Annotated in this window: 14 protein-coding genes; 7 read left to right on the top strand and 7 right to left on the bottom strand. The window is 68.7% G+C overall.

The window, feature by feature from the left end:
* Nucleotides 1-88 precede the first annotated feature (88 nt).
* Nucleotides 89-2,665 (bottom strand): glycoside hydrolase family 3 protein, encoded by a 2,577-nt coding sequence (locus ACIHAO_RS35160; protein ID WP_396565279.1) that lies wholly within the window; start codon nt 2,663-2,665, stop codon nt 89-91.
* 256 nt (nt 2,666-2,921) lie between these two features.
* Here ACIHAO_RS35160 and ACIHAO_RS35155 point away from each other — a divergent pair, with 256 nt between their 5' ends.
* Nucleotides 2,922-3,728, top strand: coding sequence for an NAD(P)H-binding protein (locus ACIHAO_RS35155; protein WP_396565265.1), 807 nt, complete (start codon nt 2,922-2,924; stop codon nt 3,726-3,728).
* On the opposite strand, the gene ACIHAO_RS35150 is transcribed toward ACIHAO_RS35155, so the two are convergent.
* Nucleotides 3,718-4,668: an Lrp/AsnC family transcriptional regulator gene (locus ACIHAO_RS35150; protein ID WP_396565263.1), complete on the bottom strand. Its 951-nt coding sequence runs from the start codon at nt 4,666-4,668 to the stop codon at nt 3,718-3,720. The genes ACIHAO_RS35155 and ACIHAO_RS35150 overlap by 11 nt on opposite strands.
* 73 nt (nt 4,669-4,741) lie before the next feature.
* Between ACIHAO_RS35150 and ACIHAO_RS35145 the strand changes: the two genes are divergently transcribed.
* Nucleotides 4,742-6,031 carry an MFS transporter gene (locus tag ACIHAO_RS35145; RefSeq protein ID WP_396565261.1) on the top strand — a complete coding sequence of 430 codons (1,290 nt, stop codon included), beginning with the start codon at nt 4,742-4,744 and terminating at the stop codon, nt 6,029-6,031.
* Here ACIHAO_RS35145 and ACIHAO_RS35140 read toward each other — a convergent pair.
* A complete protein-coding gene (locus ACIHAO_RS35140) occupies nt 6,012-6,488 on the bottom strand; it encodes an Rrf2 family transcriptional regulator (protein ID WP_396565277.1) in 477 nt (158 codons plus the stop codon). The genes ACIHAO_RS35145 and ACIHAO_RS35140 overlap by 20 nt on opposite strands.
* 114 nt (nt 6,489-6,602) lie before the next feature.
* On the opposite strand from ACIHAO_RS35140, the gene ACIHAO_RS35135 reads away from it, so the two are divergent.
* Nucleotides 6,603-7,334 carry an SDR family oxidoreductase gene (locus ACIHAO_RS35135; RefSeq protein WP_396565259.1) on the top strand — a complete coding sequence of 244 codons (732 nt, stop codon included), beginning with the start codon at nt 6,603-6,605 and terminating at the stop codon, nt 7,332-7,334.
* Here ACIHAO_RS35135 and ACIHAO_RS35130 read toward each other — a convergent pair.
* The 4 genes from ACIHAO_RS35130 to ACIHAO_RS35115 form a co-directional block, all read right to left on the bottom strand.
* The gene (locus ACIHAO_RS35130; protein ID WP_396565257.1) at nt 7,327-8,802 is read right to left on the bottom strand and encodes an MFS transporter; all 1,476 of its coding nucleotides are present in this window, start codon (nt 8,800-8,802) and stop codon (nt 7,327-7,329) included. The genes ACIHAO_RS35135 and ACIHAO_RS35130 overlap by 8 nt on opposite strands.
* A gap of 55 nt (nt 8,803-8,857) precedes the next feature.
* Nucleotides 8,858-10,570, bottom strand: coding sequence for a glycerol-3-phosphate dehydrogenase (gene glpD, locus ACIHAO_RS35125; RefSeq protein WP_396565255.1), 1,713 nt, complete (start codon nt 10,568-10,570; stop codon nt 8,858-8,860).
* A 5-nt stretch (nt 10,571-10,575) separates the two neighbouring features.
* Nucleotides 10,576-12,093 (bottom strand): glycerol kinase GlpK, encoded by a 1,518-nt coding sequence (gene glpK, locus ACIHAO_RS35120; RefSeq protein WP_396565253.1) that lies wholly within the window; start codon nt 12,091-12,093, stop codon nt 10,576-10,578.
* Between the two features lie 80 nt (nt 12,094-12,173).
* Entirely contained in the window at nt 12,174-12,995 is an 822-nt protein-coding gene (locus tag ACIHAO_RS35115; protein ID WP_396565251.1) for an MIP/aquaporin family protein, read from the bottom strand.
* A 151-nt stretch (nt 12,996-13,146) separates the two neighbouring features.
* Between ACIHAO_RS35115 and ACIHAO_RS35110 the strand changes: the two genes are divergently transcribed.
* The 4 genes from ACIHAO_RS35110 to ACIHAO_RS35095 all read left to right on the top strand — a co-directional run bounded on the left by ACIHAO_RS35110 (nt 13,147) and on the right by ACIHAO_RS35095 (nt 18,111).
* Nucleotides 13,147-13,914, top strand: coding sequence for an IclR family transcriptional regulator (locus tag ACIHAO_RS35110; RefSeq protein WP_396565249.1), 768 nt, complete (start codon nt 13,147-13,149; stop codon nt 13,912-13,914).
* A gap of 13 nt (nt 13,915-13,927) precedes the next feature.
* Nucleotides 13,928-15,880 carry a glycerol kinase GlpK gene (gene glpK / locus ACIHAO_RS35105; protein ID WP_396565247.1) on the top strand — a complete coding sequence of 651 codons (1,953 nt, stop codon included), beginning with the start codon at nt 13,928-13,930 and terminating at the stop codon, nt 15,878-15,880.
* 172 nt (nt 15,881-16,052) lie between these two features.
* The gene (locus tag ACIHAO_RS35100) at nt 16,053-16,322 is read left to right on the top strand and encodes a hypothetical protein (RefSeq protein ID WP_396565245.1); all 270 of its coding nucleotides are present in this window, start codon (nt 16,053-16,055) and stop codon (nt 16,320-16,322) included.
* 241 nt (nt 16,323-16,563) lie between these two features.
* A complete protein-coding gene (locus ACIHAO_RS35095; protein WP_396565243.1) occupies nt 16,564-18,111 on the top strand; it encodes a purple acid phosphatase family protein in 1,548 nt (515 codons plus the stop codon).
* Nucleotides 18,112-18,159 lie beyond the last annotated feature (48 nt).

Genomic DNA, 18,159 nt, shown 5'->3' with positions numbered 1-18,159 from the left:
TGTGTTCCGTGAAGGCCTCCTTGTGGGACCCAGAGTCCCTCAAGGAGGCCTTCACGGACCGGCCACCTGACAACACCCCTTGACCGGATCAGTTCAGACTCGAGCAAGGCCTCGCATCGGGGTCCTGCGCACCCTTGGGCACCCACCGCACGTTCGCGATCGATGCGGAGAACCGGCCGTCGGTGTACACCAGGAACGGCGTGTTGACGTTCTCCAGGTCCAGCCCGGTGGCGAAACAGGACACCGGGATCTTGACCGTCGACTTCGGCGCCCCCGCCAGATCGGTGAACAGCTTGGTCGCGTTCACCTCGGAGAAGCACGGGTAGACGCAGTGCATGCTGATCACCGTCCGATTGGCAGGCGCCTCGTGTACGACGGTGTCGAACTCCAGCGCCGCGTCGGCGTTCAGGTAGCCCCGCAGATCGTTGGTACCGGCCGGGTTCTGAAAGTAGAGCTGGGCCGGGCCGGTGCCGGTCCAGGTCGCCTTGAGCCCGTCCTGCTGAACGTTCACATCGGACTGGACGACGCCGATCTCAGCGTGTGAAGCGGTGCCGTCGGGGCCGATCTCGGTGCCGCCCCAGTTCTCCGCCGAGCCGATGAAACCCTTGTACGGTGCGACATCGGTGCGGTTGAACACCTCGAGATCCTCGGTCGCGGTGCCGCCGCCACCGGTCGAGCCGCAGGTCACCGGGCCTGCCGTCTCGTCCAGCTGTCCGACGGTGACGCGCTGGCCGGCCTTGAGGCCGTAGCCGAGTTTGAACAGCGGGTCGTACTCCGCCGAACCCGCGTTCAGCGGCGTCTGGCACGCGCTCTTCGGCCACGAGTACGGCAGCGTTCCCTTGAAGCCGCCCTTGACCAGGACGTCGGCGACGCCGCCGCCTTCGGTGCCCGGCAGCCAGGCCGCCACGAACGCGTCGGAGCGGTTGATCTCCTTGTTCATGTACAGCGGGCGGCCGCCGACGTAGACGGTGACGACGGGAGCGCCCTTGCCGCGGACCTTGTCCAGCACGGCCAGGTCCTCGGGGTAGAGCTTTGACGCCTCCAGTGTCTTCCGGGTCAGGTCGCCGACGCCTTCCGCGTACGGGGTCTCACCGATGACGGCGACGACCGCGTCGTAGCCCTTCGGGTCGGTGTCGCCCTTCTCGTCGAAGGTGACGTTGACGTCGCCCAGCTGCTGCTTGAGCCCGGCGAGGATCGACGTGGCGTTCGGGAAGTCGGCGTTGCTGTTGCCGGTCCCCTGCCAGCTCAGCGTCCAGCCGCCGGTCTGGTTCTGGATGCTGTCCGCGCTCTTGCCGACGACGAGGACCTTCGACTTCGGTTTCAGCGGCAGCACGTTGCCGTTGTTCTTCAGCAACGTCTGCGACGAACGGACGGCGTCGCGCGCCAGCCAGGTCTCCTTCAGCGCCTCGTCCGAATTGGCGTACGACCGGTCCGACGGCTTCTGCGACTCGTACAGCCCCGAACGCAGTTTGACGCGCAGGATGCGGGTCACGGCGTCGTCGATCCGCGAGACCGGGATACGGCCGTCGCCGACCTGGGCGACGGTGTTGGCGATGAACGCCTTCCAGTCGTTCGGCACCATCACGATGTCGATGCCGGCGTTGATCGCCTGCGGGCACGAAGCGTTGGTACAACCGGGAACCTGGCCGATGCCGTTCCAATCGGACACGACGAGGCCGTCGAAGCCCATCTTGCCCTTGAGGATCTGGTTCAGCGCCTTGTCACTGCCGTGCAGTTTGCCCTCGTCGATGCCGAGTTCGGCGTTGGTCCAGCTGTTGAACGACACCATCACGGTCTGGGAACCGGCCGCGAGCGCGCCGTAGTAGCCCTGGCCGTGGACGTTGATCATCTCGGCTTCGGACGCGGGATTGACGCCCTGGTCCTGACCTTTGAGGGTGCCGCCGTCACCGATGAAGTGCTTGGCGGTGCCGATCACGCCGTTGTAGCCGATACGTTTGGCCGAGCCGTCCTGGAGCCCGTTGATCGCCTCGTAGCCGTAGGCCCTGGTGATCCGCGGATCCTCGGAGAACCCTTCGTAGGTGCGGCCCCAGCGGTCGTCCTTGACGACGGCCAGCGTCGGCGCGAACGCCCAGTCCTGGCCGGTGGCGCGGATCTGCCGGGCCGTCGCCGCGGAGATGTCGCGCACCAGGCAAGGATCGTGCGCGGCGCCGAGACCGATGTTGTGCGGGAAGACGGTCGCCCCGTACACGTTGTTGTTGCCGTGCACCGCGTCGATGCCCCAGATCACCGGGATCTTCGTCCGGCCGCCCTTCGCGGCTTCCCAGTAGGAGTCGGCGAGCTTCAGCCAGTCCTGCTGGGAGGCGTGCTTGTCCTTGTTCGGCCACGAACCGCCGCCGTTGAGGACCGAGCCGATCGAGTACTGCCGGACCTCGTCGGGGGTGATCGCGGCGATCTCGGGCTGCGTCATCTGCCCGACCTTCTCCTCCAGGGTCATCCCGGCGAGGATTTGGGCGATCCGCTGCTCGTCACCCGCCTTGCCCTTGAACCGGCTCTCGACCTTCGGCCAGTCCGCGAGCGCCGGCAGGCTCTTCTCGATCCGGGCGCAGCCGTCCCGGCCCAGCGCGGGCTTGCCGATCACGGGCTGTTCGGCGGCGACGGCGGCAGGGGTGGCCACCACGGCCCCGCCGAGCAGCGCGAGACTCATCAAGGCGATCAGCGGACTTCGGCGCGCAGGCGCACGTCTTGCCATGGTCTGGTCCATTCTGCGGGAGGCGGGGACCGGCCGATCCTCACCGGACCCGGCGGCGGCGTCAAGAGTTTCGGACCAGTACGTGAGCTGTTAATTTTTGCCATAAACTAAGACCCGGAAAGTCACCACCGGACATCGACTCGTGACCGACCCCTTGACCTCCACATTACTTGAGCTTTTACCTTCGCTGGAAACCGAAGGGAATCGACTCATGACCGTCTTGGTAACCGGCGCCACCGGGAACACCGGCCGCCACGTGGTGGCCGAACTCGTCCGTCGTGGGGAACACGTCCGGGCACTCACCAGGAACCCCTCCGCGGCACGGCTTCCGGCGGGCGTCGAACTGGTGGAGGGCACGCACACCGCGCCGGAAACGCTCACCGCCGCCCTCGACGGTGTCACCCGGCTGCACATCACCGTCACGGCGGGGCTCGCCGACGTCGGCGCCGACCTGGTCAAACGCGCCGTGGCCGCCGGGGTGCGGCGGATGACCATCGTCTGGGGCGGCTACGTCGGGCCGACGGAGCAGGCCATGGCCGAGTCCGGGGTGGAATGGACGCGGCTGGAACCGCAGGAGTTCATGTCCAACGCCCTGACCTGGACCGATTCCATCCGCACCGAAAAAGTGGTCCGCGAGCCGTTCGACCTCCCGGGCGCCGTGGTGCACGAGGCCGACATCGGTGCCGTCGCCGCCACCGCGCTCGTCGAGGACGGGCATTCGGGCAAGGTCTACAACCTCACCGGGCCGGAAGCGCTGACCACGAGCGAACGGATCACGATCCTCGGCAACGCACTCGGCCACGACATCACGCTGGAGCGGATCACGCGGCAGCAGGCGATCGACCGGCTGCTGGCCGAAGGCGTCTCGGTGGCGGACGCCGAATACGTCGTCGGCTGGCACGGCGATCCGCCCGTCGCGGCGCGCACCGTCGTCGACACGATCGAGATGGTGACCGGGCGCCCGGCCCGCACCTTCGCCCAGTGGGTCGCCGAACACGCCGACCGGTTCAAGCCGTGAGCGGTCCGACCGCCTTCACGATCTCCAGCACCGGCGCGGTGTGCACCGTGTGGATCGCGCGCAGCGCGCCGAGCCGGCGCGTGAGGTAGTGGTGTAGCGCGGCGGGATCCGGGCACAGCGCCTGCGCGGCCAGGTTGGTGGGCCCGGTCGTGGCGACGACGACGGCGAGCTCCTCGTGGGTGGCCAGCGTCGTCGCCACCTCGTCGAGGTCCGCCGGCGCGACGGCCATCCAGAGGAACGCCTGCGTGGTCACGCCGTACAGGGCGGCGCTGATCTCGACGTCGAAGAAGAGCGCGCCTCGTGCGCGCAGATCCGCCAGGCGGCGGGCTGCGGTCGACGGCGCCAGTCCCGTCGCCGCGGCGAGACCGCCGATGCTCGCGCGGCCGTCGTGCCGGAGGGCGGCGATCAGGGCGTCGTCCGCCGCGGTCAGCGGAGCTTCCCCGGCGTGGGATTCCGGCGGCCGCAACGCCTCCTGCTGCTCTTCGGTCAGCGCGGCAACGCGCCCGCGCCAGGCCGTCGGGCCGCCGAGATAGGTGTGCAGGATGAAATGCGCGGACACCGCCGTGACGCTCGCGGTGCGCGGGATGTCGTGCAGCAACATGGCGCTCTGCGCGTGCCTCGGCGTGTGCGCGATCGTCACGATCTCCGTGCCGCCCGAGGTGAGCTTGACCCACGACGTGTCCTGCCGCCTGGCCAGCGAACGGGCGAGCGTCCGCGCGGTGGCGGGCTGCGCGCTGAGCCGCACGAGCCACTGCGTCAGTCCTGTCCGATCGGGATCGGGCAGACCCACCACCCGCAGCCCCGCTTCGGCGCGAAGCCGCTGGTAGCGCCGGGCGACGGTCTGGGTGGAGACGCCGAGCACCGTGCCGACACGACTGAACGCCGCACGGGCGTCGATCTGCAGCGCGTGGATCAAAGCGCGGTCGATGTCGTCGAGCATGGAATATTTCGTCCAACCGAGGCGGGTTTCCTGGAACAGATGACATCTTCGCCGCACGCTCGCGATCATGCAAATGACGAAGACCAGGTGGGTCCCGCTCGCGACGTTGCTCGCAGCCGAGGCGATGAACGTGCTGGACTCGACGATCACGCAGGTCGCCGGCCCGGTGATCCACGCGGACCTCGGCGGCGCCCCTTCGGCCATCCAGTGGTTCGGCGCGGCGTACACGCTGCCGTTCGCGGTACTCCTGATCACCGGCGGACGGCTCGGTGACCTGCTGGGCCGCCGGCGTGTGTTCCTGACCGGTGTCGCGATGTTCGCCCTCGCGTCGCTGTGCTGCGCGCTCGCGCCGGGCACCGGCGCGCTGATCGGCGCGCGAGCGGTACAGGGCATGGCGGCGGCACTGGTGATCCCGCAGACGATCGGGCTGATCAAGGTCATGTTCACCGGTCCGGCGCTGGCGGCGGCGCTCGGCTGGAACGGTCCGGTGGTCGGCCTGTCCGCGGTGAGCGGGCCGCTGCTCGGTGCCCTGCTGACGGATCTGGTGTCCTGGCGGGCGGCCTTCCTGGTGAACGTGCCGATCTCGATCGCGGTGCTCATGGCCGGACGGCTGCTGCCGGAAGACCGCGCCGAGCGTCCGGTCCGGCTCGATGTGCAAGGCACCTTGCTCGCCTCGCTCGGCGTCGGCTTACTGGTGTACCCGCTGATCGGACAATGGGACTGGCGTCTCTTCGGCACCGGTGCCGCCGTGCTGGTGCTGTTCGGGTTCCATCAGCGGAAGCGGCGGTATCCCCTGATCGAACCGAGTTTGTTCGGACACCGCGGTTTCGCCGCGGCGCTCGTGGCGTCGACGTTGTTCTTCGCGGTGATGAACGGGGTGATGCTCGTGGTGGTCCTGCACCAGCAACTCGACGAGGGCCGCGGCGTACTGGCGTCCGGACTGACGTTGCTGCCGTGGTCGGGCGGGCTGGCGATTTCCTCCTGGGTGGCGGGCAAAGTGCTCGTGCCACGGTTCGGATCCCGGGTGGCCTTCGCCGGGCTGACACTGCTGCTCGCGGGAATCCTGCTGGCGATCGCGGGTCCACTGCCGCTCGCGCTCGGGGTCGGCGGGCTCGGCCTGGGGTTGTTCACGGTTCCGTTCTTCACCGCGGCGCTGTCCGTCGTCCGTCCACATGAGACGGGTTCGGCGGCCGGACTGCTGAACGCGGTGCAGCAAGTGGGCGCGACACTGGGCATCGCGGTGTTGGGCACCGTCTTCCTGCGCGGCCACTCTTCGGCGCAGGCGTTCTCGCTCGCGGCGGTGCTGGTGGTCGCGACCATGGCGGCCACCGCGCTGATGCCCGCTATCCCTCGGCGGCCTTGAACCACGCGCCGATTCCGGCGAGGGCGCCCGGACCGTAGTCGCCCCTGACGTCGTCGGCCAGATCCGCGATGGAGACCGAGCGCAACGCCGCCCGCCACTGGACTTCGGCGTTCGCCATCGCGCGGCTGATCGCGCAGGGCGCCGTGCACGCCTCGGGCGGGGTCGCCATCGGGCCGCGCTGCCGGATCTCGGTGCAGACGAAGGCGGGGCCGGGCCCGTCGATGGCCTCGACGACGTCGAGCACCGTGATCTCCGACGGCGGCCGGGTGAGGACGTATCCCCCGGCCTTTCCCTGCACCGAACGGATGAGGTCGGCTCGCGAAAGGGCCTGGAGTTGCTTCGCGAGGTAGCTCGGCGAAACGTCGTGCAGCTGCGCCAGGCGCGCGGCCGGCGCGGGTTCGTCGACCGAGGTCAGGACGACGCAGCAGTGCAGGGCCCACTCGACCCCACCGGACATCTTCACCCGGATGACTCTAACTCGCCCCTTGACTCGGACACAATGTGTCTGAGTATTATCTCGGACATGAGGTATCCGAGTTAGCGGACGCCTACCGAGGAAGGACACTGGGTCATGAAATTCGCGATCATCGGCGGGACCGGACTGATCGGTTCGCAGGTCGTGCGGAACCTGAACGAGGCCGGGCACGAGGCAGTGCCGCACTCGCCGTCCACCGGGGTCGACCTCCTCACCGGCCAGGGGCTGGACGCCGCGCTCGACGGCGCCGACGTGGTCGTCAACCTCACCAACTCGCCGACCTTCGACGACTCCTCTCCCGCGTTCTTCCGGACGTCGATGGACAACCTCGTCGCCGCCGCGAAGAAGGCGGGCACCGGGCACTTCGTGATCCTGTCGATCGTCGGCGTCGACCAGGTGCCCGACCTCGACTATTACCGCGCGAAGACGCTGCAGGAGGACATCCTCAAGGAGAGCGGCGTCCCCTACTCGATCGTCCGCGCCACCCAGTTCATGGAATTCGTCGACGCCGTCCTGTCCTGGACCGCCGACGAGACCACGGTCCGCCTGCCCAGTACGCCGATCCAGCCGATCGCCGCGGCGGACGTCGCCGCCGCAGTCACCGAGGTCTCGGCCGGGAAGCCGCTGAACGGAACCCTCGACGTAGGCGGCCCGGACGTCTACCCGCTGGACGAACTGGGCCGGATCACCTTGTCCGCCAAGGGAGACGCCCGTTCGGTGACCGTCGACGAGACCGCGGGCATGTTCGCCGCCGTCAAGGGCGACGTCCTCACGACGAAGGACGGCGCCCGCATCGCCGAGACCCGCTACCTCGACTGGCTCAAGTAGCCGACGGGGCCGTTCCCACCGCGCCGGACTGTGCCGACAGCGGCGACGCGACGTCTTCCAGCGATCGCTTCGCCGCTTCGACACCCAACACGAGTTCGGCCACTCCGCCCAGGACCATCACCCCGGCGCCGAGGCAATACCCGAGCGCGACGTTGCCCGCGTCGCCGGTCTCGACCAGCACACCGAACAGCAGCGGACCGATGATGCCGCCGAGCCCGGTGCCCACCGCGTAGAACAACGCGATGCACATCGCCCGGATCTCCATCGGGAAGATCTCCGACACCGTCAGGTACGCCGCACTCGCCCCCGACGAGGCGAAGAAGAAGATCACCGCCCAGGCGAGCGCGAGCGTCCAAGCCGAGAGCATGCCTTCGGAGAACAGCCAAGCTGTCACGAGCAACAACGCGCCCGAGCCGAGGTAGCTCACGCTGATCATCGTGCGGCGGCCGATGGAGTCGAAGAACCTGCCGAGGAGCAGCGGCCCGATCAGGCTGCCGACGGCGAGCGGCAGCAGATAAAGCCCGGACTGCGCGCTCGGGATCTTGAAGAACGTCGCAAGCACCAGGGCGAAGGTGAAATAGACGGCGTTGTACAGGAACGCTTGCCCCACGAACAACGCGAGACCGAGCAGGGTCCGCCGCGGATAGGTCTTCAGCAGGGTCCGCGCGATCTCTCCGAATCCGGTGCTCTTGCGCTGTTTTACCCGCAAGTTCTGGTGCACGGGCTCCAGCGGCGCACCGGTCTCCTCTTCGACCCGTTTCTCGATGGACCCGACGAGTTCTTCGGCTTCGTCGTTGCGCCCGTGGGTGTACAGCCAGCGCGGGCTCTCCGGAAGATGCCGTCGCACCAGCAGGATCACCAGCCCGAACACGGCGCCGAGGCCGAACGCGACCCGCCAGCCGACATCGGCCGAGAACACGGCGGGATCGAGCAGGATCAACGTCAGTGCCGCGCCGACGGCGGCGCCACCCCAGTAGGAACCATTGACCGCCAACGAGACCGTCGCCCGCACCCTGGCGGGGACGAGTTCGTCGATCGCGGAGTTGATCGCCGCGTACTCGCCACCGATCCCGGCACCGGTCAGAAACCGCATGACGACGAAGAACCAGACGTCGAACGAGAAAGCCGTCGCGGTCGTCGCGGCCAGGTAGAGCCCCAGCGTCACCAGGAACAATTTCTTGCGGCCGAGCCGGTCGGTGAGATAGCCGAACACCAGCGAACCGACGACGGCGCCCGCGACGTACAGCGCGGCGGCCAGCCCCACCTGCGAATCCGTGAGGACGAGGCCGCTGTCCGGTTCGGTCAGCCGCTCGGCGAGTGCTCCGACGATGGTGACTTCGAGTCCGTCGAGGATCCACACCGTGCCGAGCCCCGCCAGCACCACCCAATGCCACCGTGCCCACGGCAGCCGGTCCATCCGCGCCGGCACATCCGTTTCGACCGTGGTGAGCGACCGCTTTCGTTCCATGCCGCGGAGTTACCGGCGCGGTCCCGGTCGAAACCTCCGACCGGGACCGCCCACGTCAGCTCGGCAGCAGCGCCGGAGCGGCGAGACGGCTGGCGTTCGCCGCTTCGTCGTCCGGCTGGGCCTGGGCGGAGCGTTCCGCCTCGACCCGCGCGAGGTAGTTGGTGACCTCGCGCTCCCGCTTGTGCGAGTCCCAGCCCAGCAGCGGCGCCATCAGCTCCGCCACCACCGGCGCCGCCGTCACACCGCGGTCACGCTCCTCGATGGAGATGCGCGTGCGCCGGGTCAGGACGTCCTCCAGATGCAGCGCGCCCTCGTGCGAGACGGCGTAAACGACCTCCGCCTTGAGGTACTCCGCCGTCCCCGGGAGCGGCTCGCCCAGTTCGGGACGTTCCGAAATCGACTCCAGGATGTCCTCGATCGCGGTGCCGTAGCGCTGGAGCAGGTGCTCGATGCGGGCGATCGGCAGCCCCGCGCGCTGGGCGAGCGAGTGCCGCGCGCCCCACATCTCGTGGTAGCCCGTCGCGCCCACGATCGGCAACCGCTCGGTCCACGACGACGGCGCCGGACGGCCGAGATCGTCCACCGCGACGTCGACCGCGTCGGCGGCCATCACGCGGTACGTCGTGTACTTGCCGCCGGCCACGATCACCAGACCTGGCACCGGATGCGCGACGGCGTGCTCGCGCGACAGCTTCGTCGTCGAAGTCGCCTTCGCCGCCAGCAGCGGCCGAAGCCCGGCGTACACGCCCTCGATGTCGTCGGCGGTGATCGGCGTGCGCAGGACCGCGTTGAGGTGATCGAGCACGTAGTCGACGTCCGCCTGGCTGGCCGCCGGGTGTTCGCGGTCGAGGTCCCATTCGGTGTCGGTGGTGCCGACGATCCAGTGCCGTCCCCACGGGATGACGAACAGGACGCTCTTCTCGGTGCGCAGGATCAGCCCGGTGTCCAGGTCGATCTTCTCACGCGGCACCACCAAGTGGATGCCCTTCGACGCGCGCACCGTGAACGGCGCGGGGATGCCCGCCGCTTCGGCCATGTCGTCGCTCCACACGCCGGTGGCCGCGACGACCGTCTTCGCCCGGACCTCGATCTCCGCGCCGCTCTCGCGGTCGACGACCTTGGCGCCGACGACGCGTTCGCCGTCACGGATCAGCGACGTCACGCGAGCGCGGGTGAGCACGGACGCTCCTTGCTCGGCCGCAGTTCGCGCGATCGTCATGGTGTGACGGGCGTCGTCGACCTGCGCGTCGTAGTACTGGATGGCGCCGATCAGGGCGTCGTCCGCGAGGCCGGGGGCGACCTTGCCCGCGCCGCGTTTGGACAGGTGCCGGTGCCGCGGCAAGGCCCGCGCTCCGCCGAGGGTGTCGTAGAGCGTGACGCCCGCGCCGATGTAGCCACGTTCCCAGACGCGGTGCTTCAGCGGCACCAGGAACTTCACCGGCCGGACCAGATGCGGCGCCAGCGTCTGCAGCAGCAGGCTCCGTTCCTTCAGCGCCTCACGGACCAGCTTGAAGTCGAGGTTCTCCAGGTAGCGCAGCCCGCCGTGGATCAGCTTGCTGGACCGGCTCGACGTGCCCGCGGCGAAGTCGCGTGCCTCGACGAGCGCGACGGAGAGCCCGCGCGAAGCCGCGTCGAGCGCGACGCCGGCACCGGTCACTCCCCCGCCGACGACGAGAACTTCGACCTCTTCACGGGCGAGCTTGCGCAGCGTCTCGGCACGGTAGACCGGGGAAAGCGGTACGGGTGTCACTCTGTTCCTCCTGTTCATCGGGCTCACTCGACCTCTACCCAGTCGAGCGTGCGGCCGACGGCCTTCTGCCAGCCCGCGTAGCCCTCGGCGCGCTGTTCGTCCGTCCACGACGGCTCCCAGCGCTTGTCCTCGTTCCAGTTCTGTTCCAGCTCGTCGGTGGACTTCCAGAACCCGACCGCAAGGCCCGCCGCGTAGGCGGCACCGAGCGCGGTGGTCTCGGCGACCACCGGCTTCGACACCGGCACGCCGAGGATGTCCGCCTGCAACTGCATGCAGAGTTCGTTCGCGGTCACGCCACCGTCCACCCGCACCACGTCGAGCGGGACACCGGAGTCGTTCTGCATGGCCTCGACGACGTCGCGGGTCTGGTAGCAGATCGCTTCGAGCGTGGCCCTGGCCAGATGGGCGTTGGTGGTCGCCCTGGTGAGCCCGACGATCGCGCCGCGCGCGTCCGAACGCCAGTACGGCGCGAACAGGCCCGAGAACGCGGGTACGAAGTAGACGCCGCCGTTGTCCTCGACCTGGCGGGCGAGGCTTTCACTCTGCGACGCGCCGCTGATGATGCCCAGCTGGTCGCGCAGCCACTGCACGGCCGAACCGGTGACGGCGATGGAGCCTTCCAGCGCGTACACCGGCTTCTCGTCGCCGAACTGGTAGGCCAGCGTCGTGAGCAGGCCGTGCTTCGAGCGCACGACCTCGTGGCCGGTGTTGAGCAGCAGGAAGTTGCCGGTGCCGTAGGTGTTCTTGGCCTCGCCGGGGCGGAAGCACACCTGCCCGACGGTCGCCGCCTGCTGGTCGCCGAGCACCCCGGTGATGGCGACCTCGCCGCCGAGCGGGCCGTCCGCGCGAGTGACGCCGAAACGGCCGTTGTTCGACGACGGCGCGATCGACGGCAGCATCTGCTTCGGGATGTCGAAGAACGACAGCAGTTCGTCGTCCCACTCCAGGGTTTCGAGGTCCATGAGCATGGTGCGCGACGCGTTGGTCGGGTCGGTCACGTGCACGCCGCCGTCGGAGCCGCCGGTGAGGTTCCAGATGAGCCAGGAATCGGTGGTACCGAAGAGCGCGTCGCCCTTTTCGGCGTCTTCGCGGACGCCCTCGACATTCTCCAGGATCCACTGCAGCTTGCCGCCGGAGAAGTAGGTCGCGGGCGGCAGTCCGGCCTTGCGGCGGATGACGTCGCCCTTGCCTTCGCGTTCGAGCGCCGAGGCGATCCGGTCGGTGCGGGTGTCCTGCCACACGATGGCATTGCAGTACGGGCGCCCGGTGCGGCGGTTCCACACCACGGTGGTCTCGCGCTGGTTGGTGATGCCGAGCGCGGCGAGGTCGGCGACGGTGAGCTTCGCCTTGTTGAGCGCGGTGGCGATGACCGAGCGGGTCCGCTCCCAGATCTCGGTGGCGTCGTGCTCGACCCAGCCCGGCTTCGGCAGGATCTGCTCGTGCTCGAGCTGGTGGCGGGCGATCTCGTTGCCGCCGTGGTCGAAGATCATGAAGCGCGTGCTGGTGGTGCCCTGGTCGACGGCGCCGATGTAGTCAGGCATGATTTCCCTCTCTTCCGGGGGTCCGGGGGCGGAGCCCTCCGGGCGGGTTCGGGGTTGCACCCCGAAGGACGGAGTCTCCTTCAGGAAACGCGCTCGATGTCCTTGGCGGGCAAGGCTTCCGGTGCCGGGTCGGCGGGCAGGTAGCGCTCGATGAAGAACTTGTAGATCGCACCGCCGATGACCGCGCCGACGATCGGCGCCACGATGGGGATCCACCAGTACGGATAGCCGTATTGATCGGTGAACGCGGTGTCGTAACCGGTGAGCCAGGACATCAGCCGCGGGCCGAAGTCGCGGGCGGGGTTGATCGCGTAGCCGGCGTTGGTGCCCCAGGCCATGCCGATCGCGACCACGAGGAAGCCGACGACGACCGGGGCGAGGTTCGCGGCGGGCGCGGTGTTGCGGAGGTCGGTGATGGCGAAGATCACCAGCGCGAGGATCGCGGTCCCGATGATCTGGTCACGGAAGGCGCCCCAGTCACCCACCGGAAGGGTTCCGTTACCCGGAAGAGTGGAGAAGACACCCTGGGTCTTGATCGTCAGGCCGGGGTCGGCGGCGTTGAGCACCTCGGTGTAGTTCCAGCGCACCAGCAGGGCGCCGAGGAACGCTCCGGCGGTCTGCGCCAAGGCGTACGGCGCGACCTTGCGCCACGAAAAGCCCTTGAACACCGCGAGCGCCACCGTGATGGCGGGGTTCAGATGCGCGCCACTGATCCGTGAAGCCACGTAGATACCGAGCGTGACACCGATTCCCCAGGCCCACGCGATGCTGTCGTGGTCCCCGATGCCCGCGGCGACGACTTGAGCCACCACCCCGCAGCCGAACAGGATGAGGATCATCGTCCCGACGAACTCCGCCGCCAGTTCGCCCGCCAGTCCGCGAGCTTTGAGGTTTCGCACCATTGCTTCCTCCACAAAGGACACCGTTGCCCTGTTGAGGCCGAAGTTAAGTTCGCGGAAACGCGGGGTCAACGGACACCGGTCGGCATTGTCGAACGCGCGAAGACGATGTTCGACATTGTCGAATCAAGGCCGGTCGGGCTACGGTTGAGCCGTGCCCGGTCCGATCCAGTCCATCGAGCGCGCCGCCGCGATCCTGCGGTTGCTGGCGCGCGGTTCGGGACGTCTGGGGGTCGGCGAGATCGCCGATTCCCTCGAACTCGCCAAGGGAACGGCGCACGGGATCCTGCGCACCCTGCAAGGGGTCGGCTTTGTCGAACAAGACCGCGACACCGGGAAATACCAACTCGGCGCGGCGCTGCTGCACCTCGGCACGAGCTACCTCGACGTCAACGAACTCCGGTCCCGCGCGATCAACTGGGCCGACGCGCTGGCCGCGCGCAGCGGTGAAGCCGTCCGGATCGGCGCGCCGCTGGAAGGCCGGGTCCTGGTGGTGCACCACGTGTTCCGGCCCGACGACAGCCTGCAGACCCTCGACGTCGGCACGCTTCTGCCGTTGCACGCGACGGCACTCGGAAAAGTACTTCTGGCCTACGACACCGGTCTCGTGGCATCGTTGCGCAGCGGCGGACCGGAGGCGTACACCCGCCGGACCCTGGTCACCCAGACGGCGATCAAACGCGCCTGTGGCAAGGTGCGCGAGGCGGGCTGGGCGAGCGAGAACGGCGAGATGATCACCGGTGAGGCCGGGATAGCGGCGCCGATCCGCGGCCACGGCGGCATCGTGGTCGGCGCGATCGGGGTGTCCGGCGCGACGGAACGGATCTGTGAAGTCGACGGCGGCCCGATCCCGCGGCTGCTCGGCCACGTACGCGACGCGGCACGGGCGGTCTCCCGCGATCTCGGCGCGTCCCGATGGTGACGGAGGTGCTCGTGTGGTCCAGCGCTACGTGATGTCGATCGACCAGGGCACCACCTCGACGCGGTGCATCCTGTTCGACGCGCGCGGCAGGCTGGTCTCGGTCGCGCAGCGCGAACACCAGCAGCACTTCCCCCGGCCCGGCTGGGTCGAGCACGACGCGACGGAGATCTGGCGCAACGTCGGCCGGATCGTGCCGCAGGCGCTGGCCGACGCCGGCGTCGAACCGGCACAGGTCGTCGGCCTCGGCATCGCGAACCAGCGCGAAACGACGGTGCTGTGGGACCGGCACACCGGCAATCCGGTCGGGCGCGCGATCGTCTGGCAGGACACCCGCACCGACGCGATGCTCGAACACCTCGCCCGCGAGCCGGGTGCCGACCGCGTCCGGCGGCTGTGCGGGCTGCCGCTGGCCACGTACTTCTCCGCACCACGTATCCGGTGGATGCTGGAAAGGACGCCCGGCCTGCGGGAACGCGCCGAGCGCGGCGACGTGCTGTTCGGGACGGTCGAGAGCTGGCTGATCTGGAACCTGACCGGCGGTCCCGAGGGCGGCGTCCACATCACCGACGTCACCAACGCCTCGCGCACCATGCTGATGAATCTGCGGACGCTGTCCTGGGACGACGAACTGCTGGAGTTCTTCGACGTCCCGCGCGCGATGCTGCCGGAGATCCGCCCGTCGACCGAGGTGTACGGGACGACGTCGCGGGTGGTCCCGGGGATCCGGATCGCGGCGGCGCTCGGCGATCAGCAGGCGGCGTTGTTCGGCCAGACCTGCTTCGCGCCCGGCGAGGCGAAGTGCACGTACGGCACGGGCAGCTTCCTGCTGCTCAACACCGGCCCGACGCCGGTGCTCTCGACGCACGGCATGCTGACCACCGTCGGGTTCAAGATCGGCGACGAGCCCGCCGTATACGCCCTCGAAGGGTCGATCGCGGTCACCGGGTCGCTGGTGCAGTGGTTCCGGGACGGGCTCGAACTGATCGGCAGCGCGCCCGAGATCGAGACGCTCGCGCGGACGGTCGAGGACAACGGCGGCTGCTATATCGTGCCCGCCTTCTCGGGCCTGTTCGCGCCGCACTGGCACAGCGAGGCACGCGGCGTGATCGCCGGGCTGACGTCGTACATCACCAAGGGGCATCTCGCCAGGGCCGTCCTGGAGGCGACGGGCTGGCAGACCCGCGAGGTCGTCGACGCGATGAACGCCGATTCGGGGCTCGCGCTCACGACGCTCAAAGTGGACGGCGGGATGACCGCCGACAACCTGCTGATGCAGTTCGTCGCCGACGTCCTCGACGTGCCGGTGGTCCGTCCGATGGTCGCCGAGACGGTGTCACTGGGCGCGGCGTACGCGGCCGGGTTGTCGGTCGGGTACTGGCCGGATCTGGAGGGCCTGCGCCGGAACTGGCACCGTGCCGGACAGTGGCTGCCGACGATGGACCCCGCTCGCCGCGACAGCGAATACGGGCACTGGCGGCAAGCCGTCGAGCTGACCTTCGGCTGGATGCGCCCGGGCCCCACGGCCGCTCCCCCGGGCTCCGACCTGGTCGAGGTCGTCCTGGCCGACCACCGCCGGATCGAGCAGTTGTTCCGCGACCTCCGCAACGACGAGGCCGACCGTCCCGCGCTGATCGCGGAACTCTCGGCGTCGCTGGTCGCGCATGCCACCGCGACGGAACGGATCATCCGTCCCGATGCGACAGAGAGCGGGCTCGCCGCCGAACTGCTGGCCGTGCTGGAGGCCGGCGACTCCGAGAAAGCGTTGGTGGCACTGGAGAATTCGGTGGACGCGCATATCCGCGCGGAGGAACGCGGGCTGCTGAACGAACTCCGGCGCACACTGTCCACTTCGGACCGCACCGGCCTCGGCCGCGCGTTCGTGGCCGAACGGCAGCGGCAGCTCGATCTCGACTGCGGCTCCGCCGCGCACATCCGCGAACAGGGCTCCCGGCTACGGCTCTCGTGACTCGCCGGTAGGTCGTGTTAGCCTGTCGCCGTGCGCCGCTGGACTCGACTCGTAATCAAGCGCGCCGGCTGAACCAGGTCGCCGGCGCGCAGTCCGGCGACCCCTCGACACGGGGCATTTCCCGGGGCCTGGCCCTCCATGGCCTGTACGTTTCCCGCCCTTGGAGCCCACGATGTCCGCTGTTTCGTTTCAGATCCCCGCCCCGCGCTCGTCCATGCTGGTCCGCCGCCGGATCGCGACCTACTTCGTCGGCGGCGTCGAGCAGATCCCCGGCTTGGTCGACGCACTCGGCTGCCTCGTCCACGACCTGTCGGTCGACGTGCGCGACGGGGTCCGGGAAAGCACCATGACCTGCGCCGTCCTGATCGACGCCGGTGAGGTCGAGCCCCTGCTGGACCGGCTGCGCGGGCTGGCCTCGGTCGTCTCCTCCGAACTGGTCTGACCGCCCGCGGAGGGCCCGAAACCCGCGACTCGCGTGATCAGACACGTAACTCACGTGATTGAAGGCGTATCTCACGAGTTCGGCGCTTGGTCCTCTATGCCCGAAGTCACTTGCACGGTTCCGTGCAGCCGGTGAAGGAACGACCGAACACGTCTTGACTTAGTTAGGAAGCCTTCTTAACTTCAAGTTCATGGCCGAAACCCCACGGAACAGCAGGTCCCAAGCCTATCGTCGGCTCAGCTTGGCCGAGAAACACGACAAGTTCGTCAATCAGTACTCGCGGCGGACCCTGTTCCGGGTGGGCGCGGTGAGCGGCGCGGCACTCGCCGCCGGCGGCGTGCTGCTCCCGGGCTCGGCCGCGGCCTCGCCAGGACCGACCGTGCTGCTCAACGCCGACAAGGTCGCGGGTTCGGCGTTGCGGCCGTTCGGACGGCACATCGCCTACGGGGCCGACCCGTCCCAGCAGATCGTGATCTCCTGGCAGGTGCCCGCGGCGGTGACCGCCCCGTTCGTCCGGATCGGCACGGTCCCCGGCGACTTCAGTCCGCCCATCCCCGCCGAGGTCCGGGCGCTGACCAGCCAGATGTCGTGGCAGCATCCGGTCGAGGAGGTGCCGCCGAACAGTCCGAAGACGATCACCCAGTACTACCTCCACGCCAGGATCGACCGTCTCCTGCCCAACACCACGTATTACTACGTCGTCGGCCATGAGGGTTACGACCCCGCCGCGCGGCTCGGCGAGATGGCGAGTTTCCGCACCGCGCCCGCGCCGGGCGGCGACGGCACGTTCTCCTTCACCGCGTTCGGCGACCAGGGCGTCGGCTACAACGCCGTGGCGACGAGCAGCCTGATCGCGGGCCTCGATCCGGCCTTCCACCTCGCCATGGGCGACCTGAGCTACGCCCTCGAAGGCGAGGGCGGGCATCCGGAGGAGGACCAGTACGACGCGCGGCTGTGGGACTCCTTCTTCGTGCAGAACGAGCCGGTCACCGCGGGGATCCCGTGGATGATGGCGCTCGGCAACCACGAAATGGAGGGCTGGTACTCCGCGGACGGTTACGGCGGCGTGCGGGCGCGGTTCACCATGCCGGACAACGCCTGGGACGGTTCCACCTGCATCTACTCCTGGCGCTACCAGAACGTCGGCCTGATCAGCCTGGACGGCAACGACGTCTGCTACAACAGTCCGTCCAATCTGGACTACACCAAGGGCAAGCAGCTCAAGTGGCTCGGCAGGACGCTCGCCGCCTTCCGCGCCGATCCCACGATCGACTTCATCGTCGTCTACTGCCACCAGTGCACGTACTCCACCTGCCATTCCAACGGCGCCGAACTCGGCGCGCAGAAGGACTGGGCTCCGCTGTTCGACAGGTACCAGGTCGACCTGGTGCTCAACGGGCACAACCACATCTACGAACGCACCGACCCCATCCGGGCGGGCAAGGCCGTCAAGAAGGTGCCGTCGCGAGGGACCACGGACCCGGTCAAGGACGGGACGACCTACATCACCGCGGGCGGCGGTGGCGGCAGCGTCTCCGAATTCCCCGCCCCCGACACCTACCTCGGCCATGAGACCGGCAACGACTCCCCCGTCCCGATGAAGTACTCGGAACGGGACGGCCAGGACCGCACCAAGAAGGTCACCTGGTCCCGTGTCCGGTTCCGCGGCTACAGCCTGGTGGCGGTCGACGTCATCGCGGGAACGGGCACCACACCGCCCAAAATGGACGTTCGCGCGATCAGTGCCGACGGCACCCTGGTCGATCAGATCATCGTGCAGCGTTCCTGACCCGCCGTCCTCCCGTTACAGAGTCATGACATGAACAAGACGGGGCCA

The organism is Amycolatopsis sp. NPDC052450 (assembly GCF_044547565.1).
Classification (GTDB): Bacteria; Actinomycetota; Actinomycetes; order Mycobacteriales; family Pseudonocardiaceae; genus Amycolatopsis.
The sequence above is the reverse complement of the archived record's forward strand: the minus strand, read 5'-3'. Positions and strand labels throughout refer to the sequence as shown.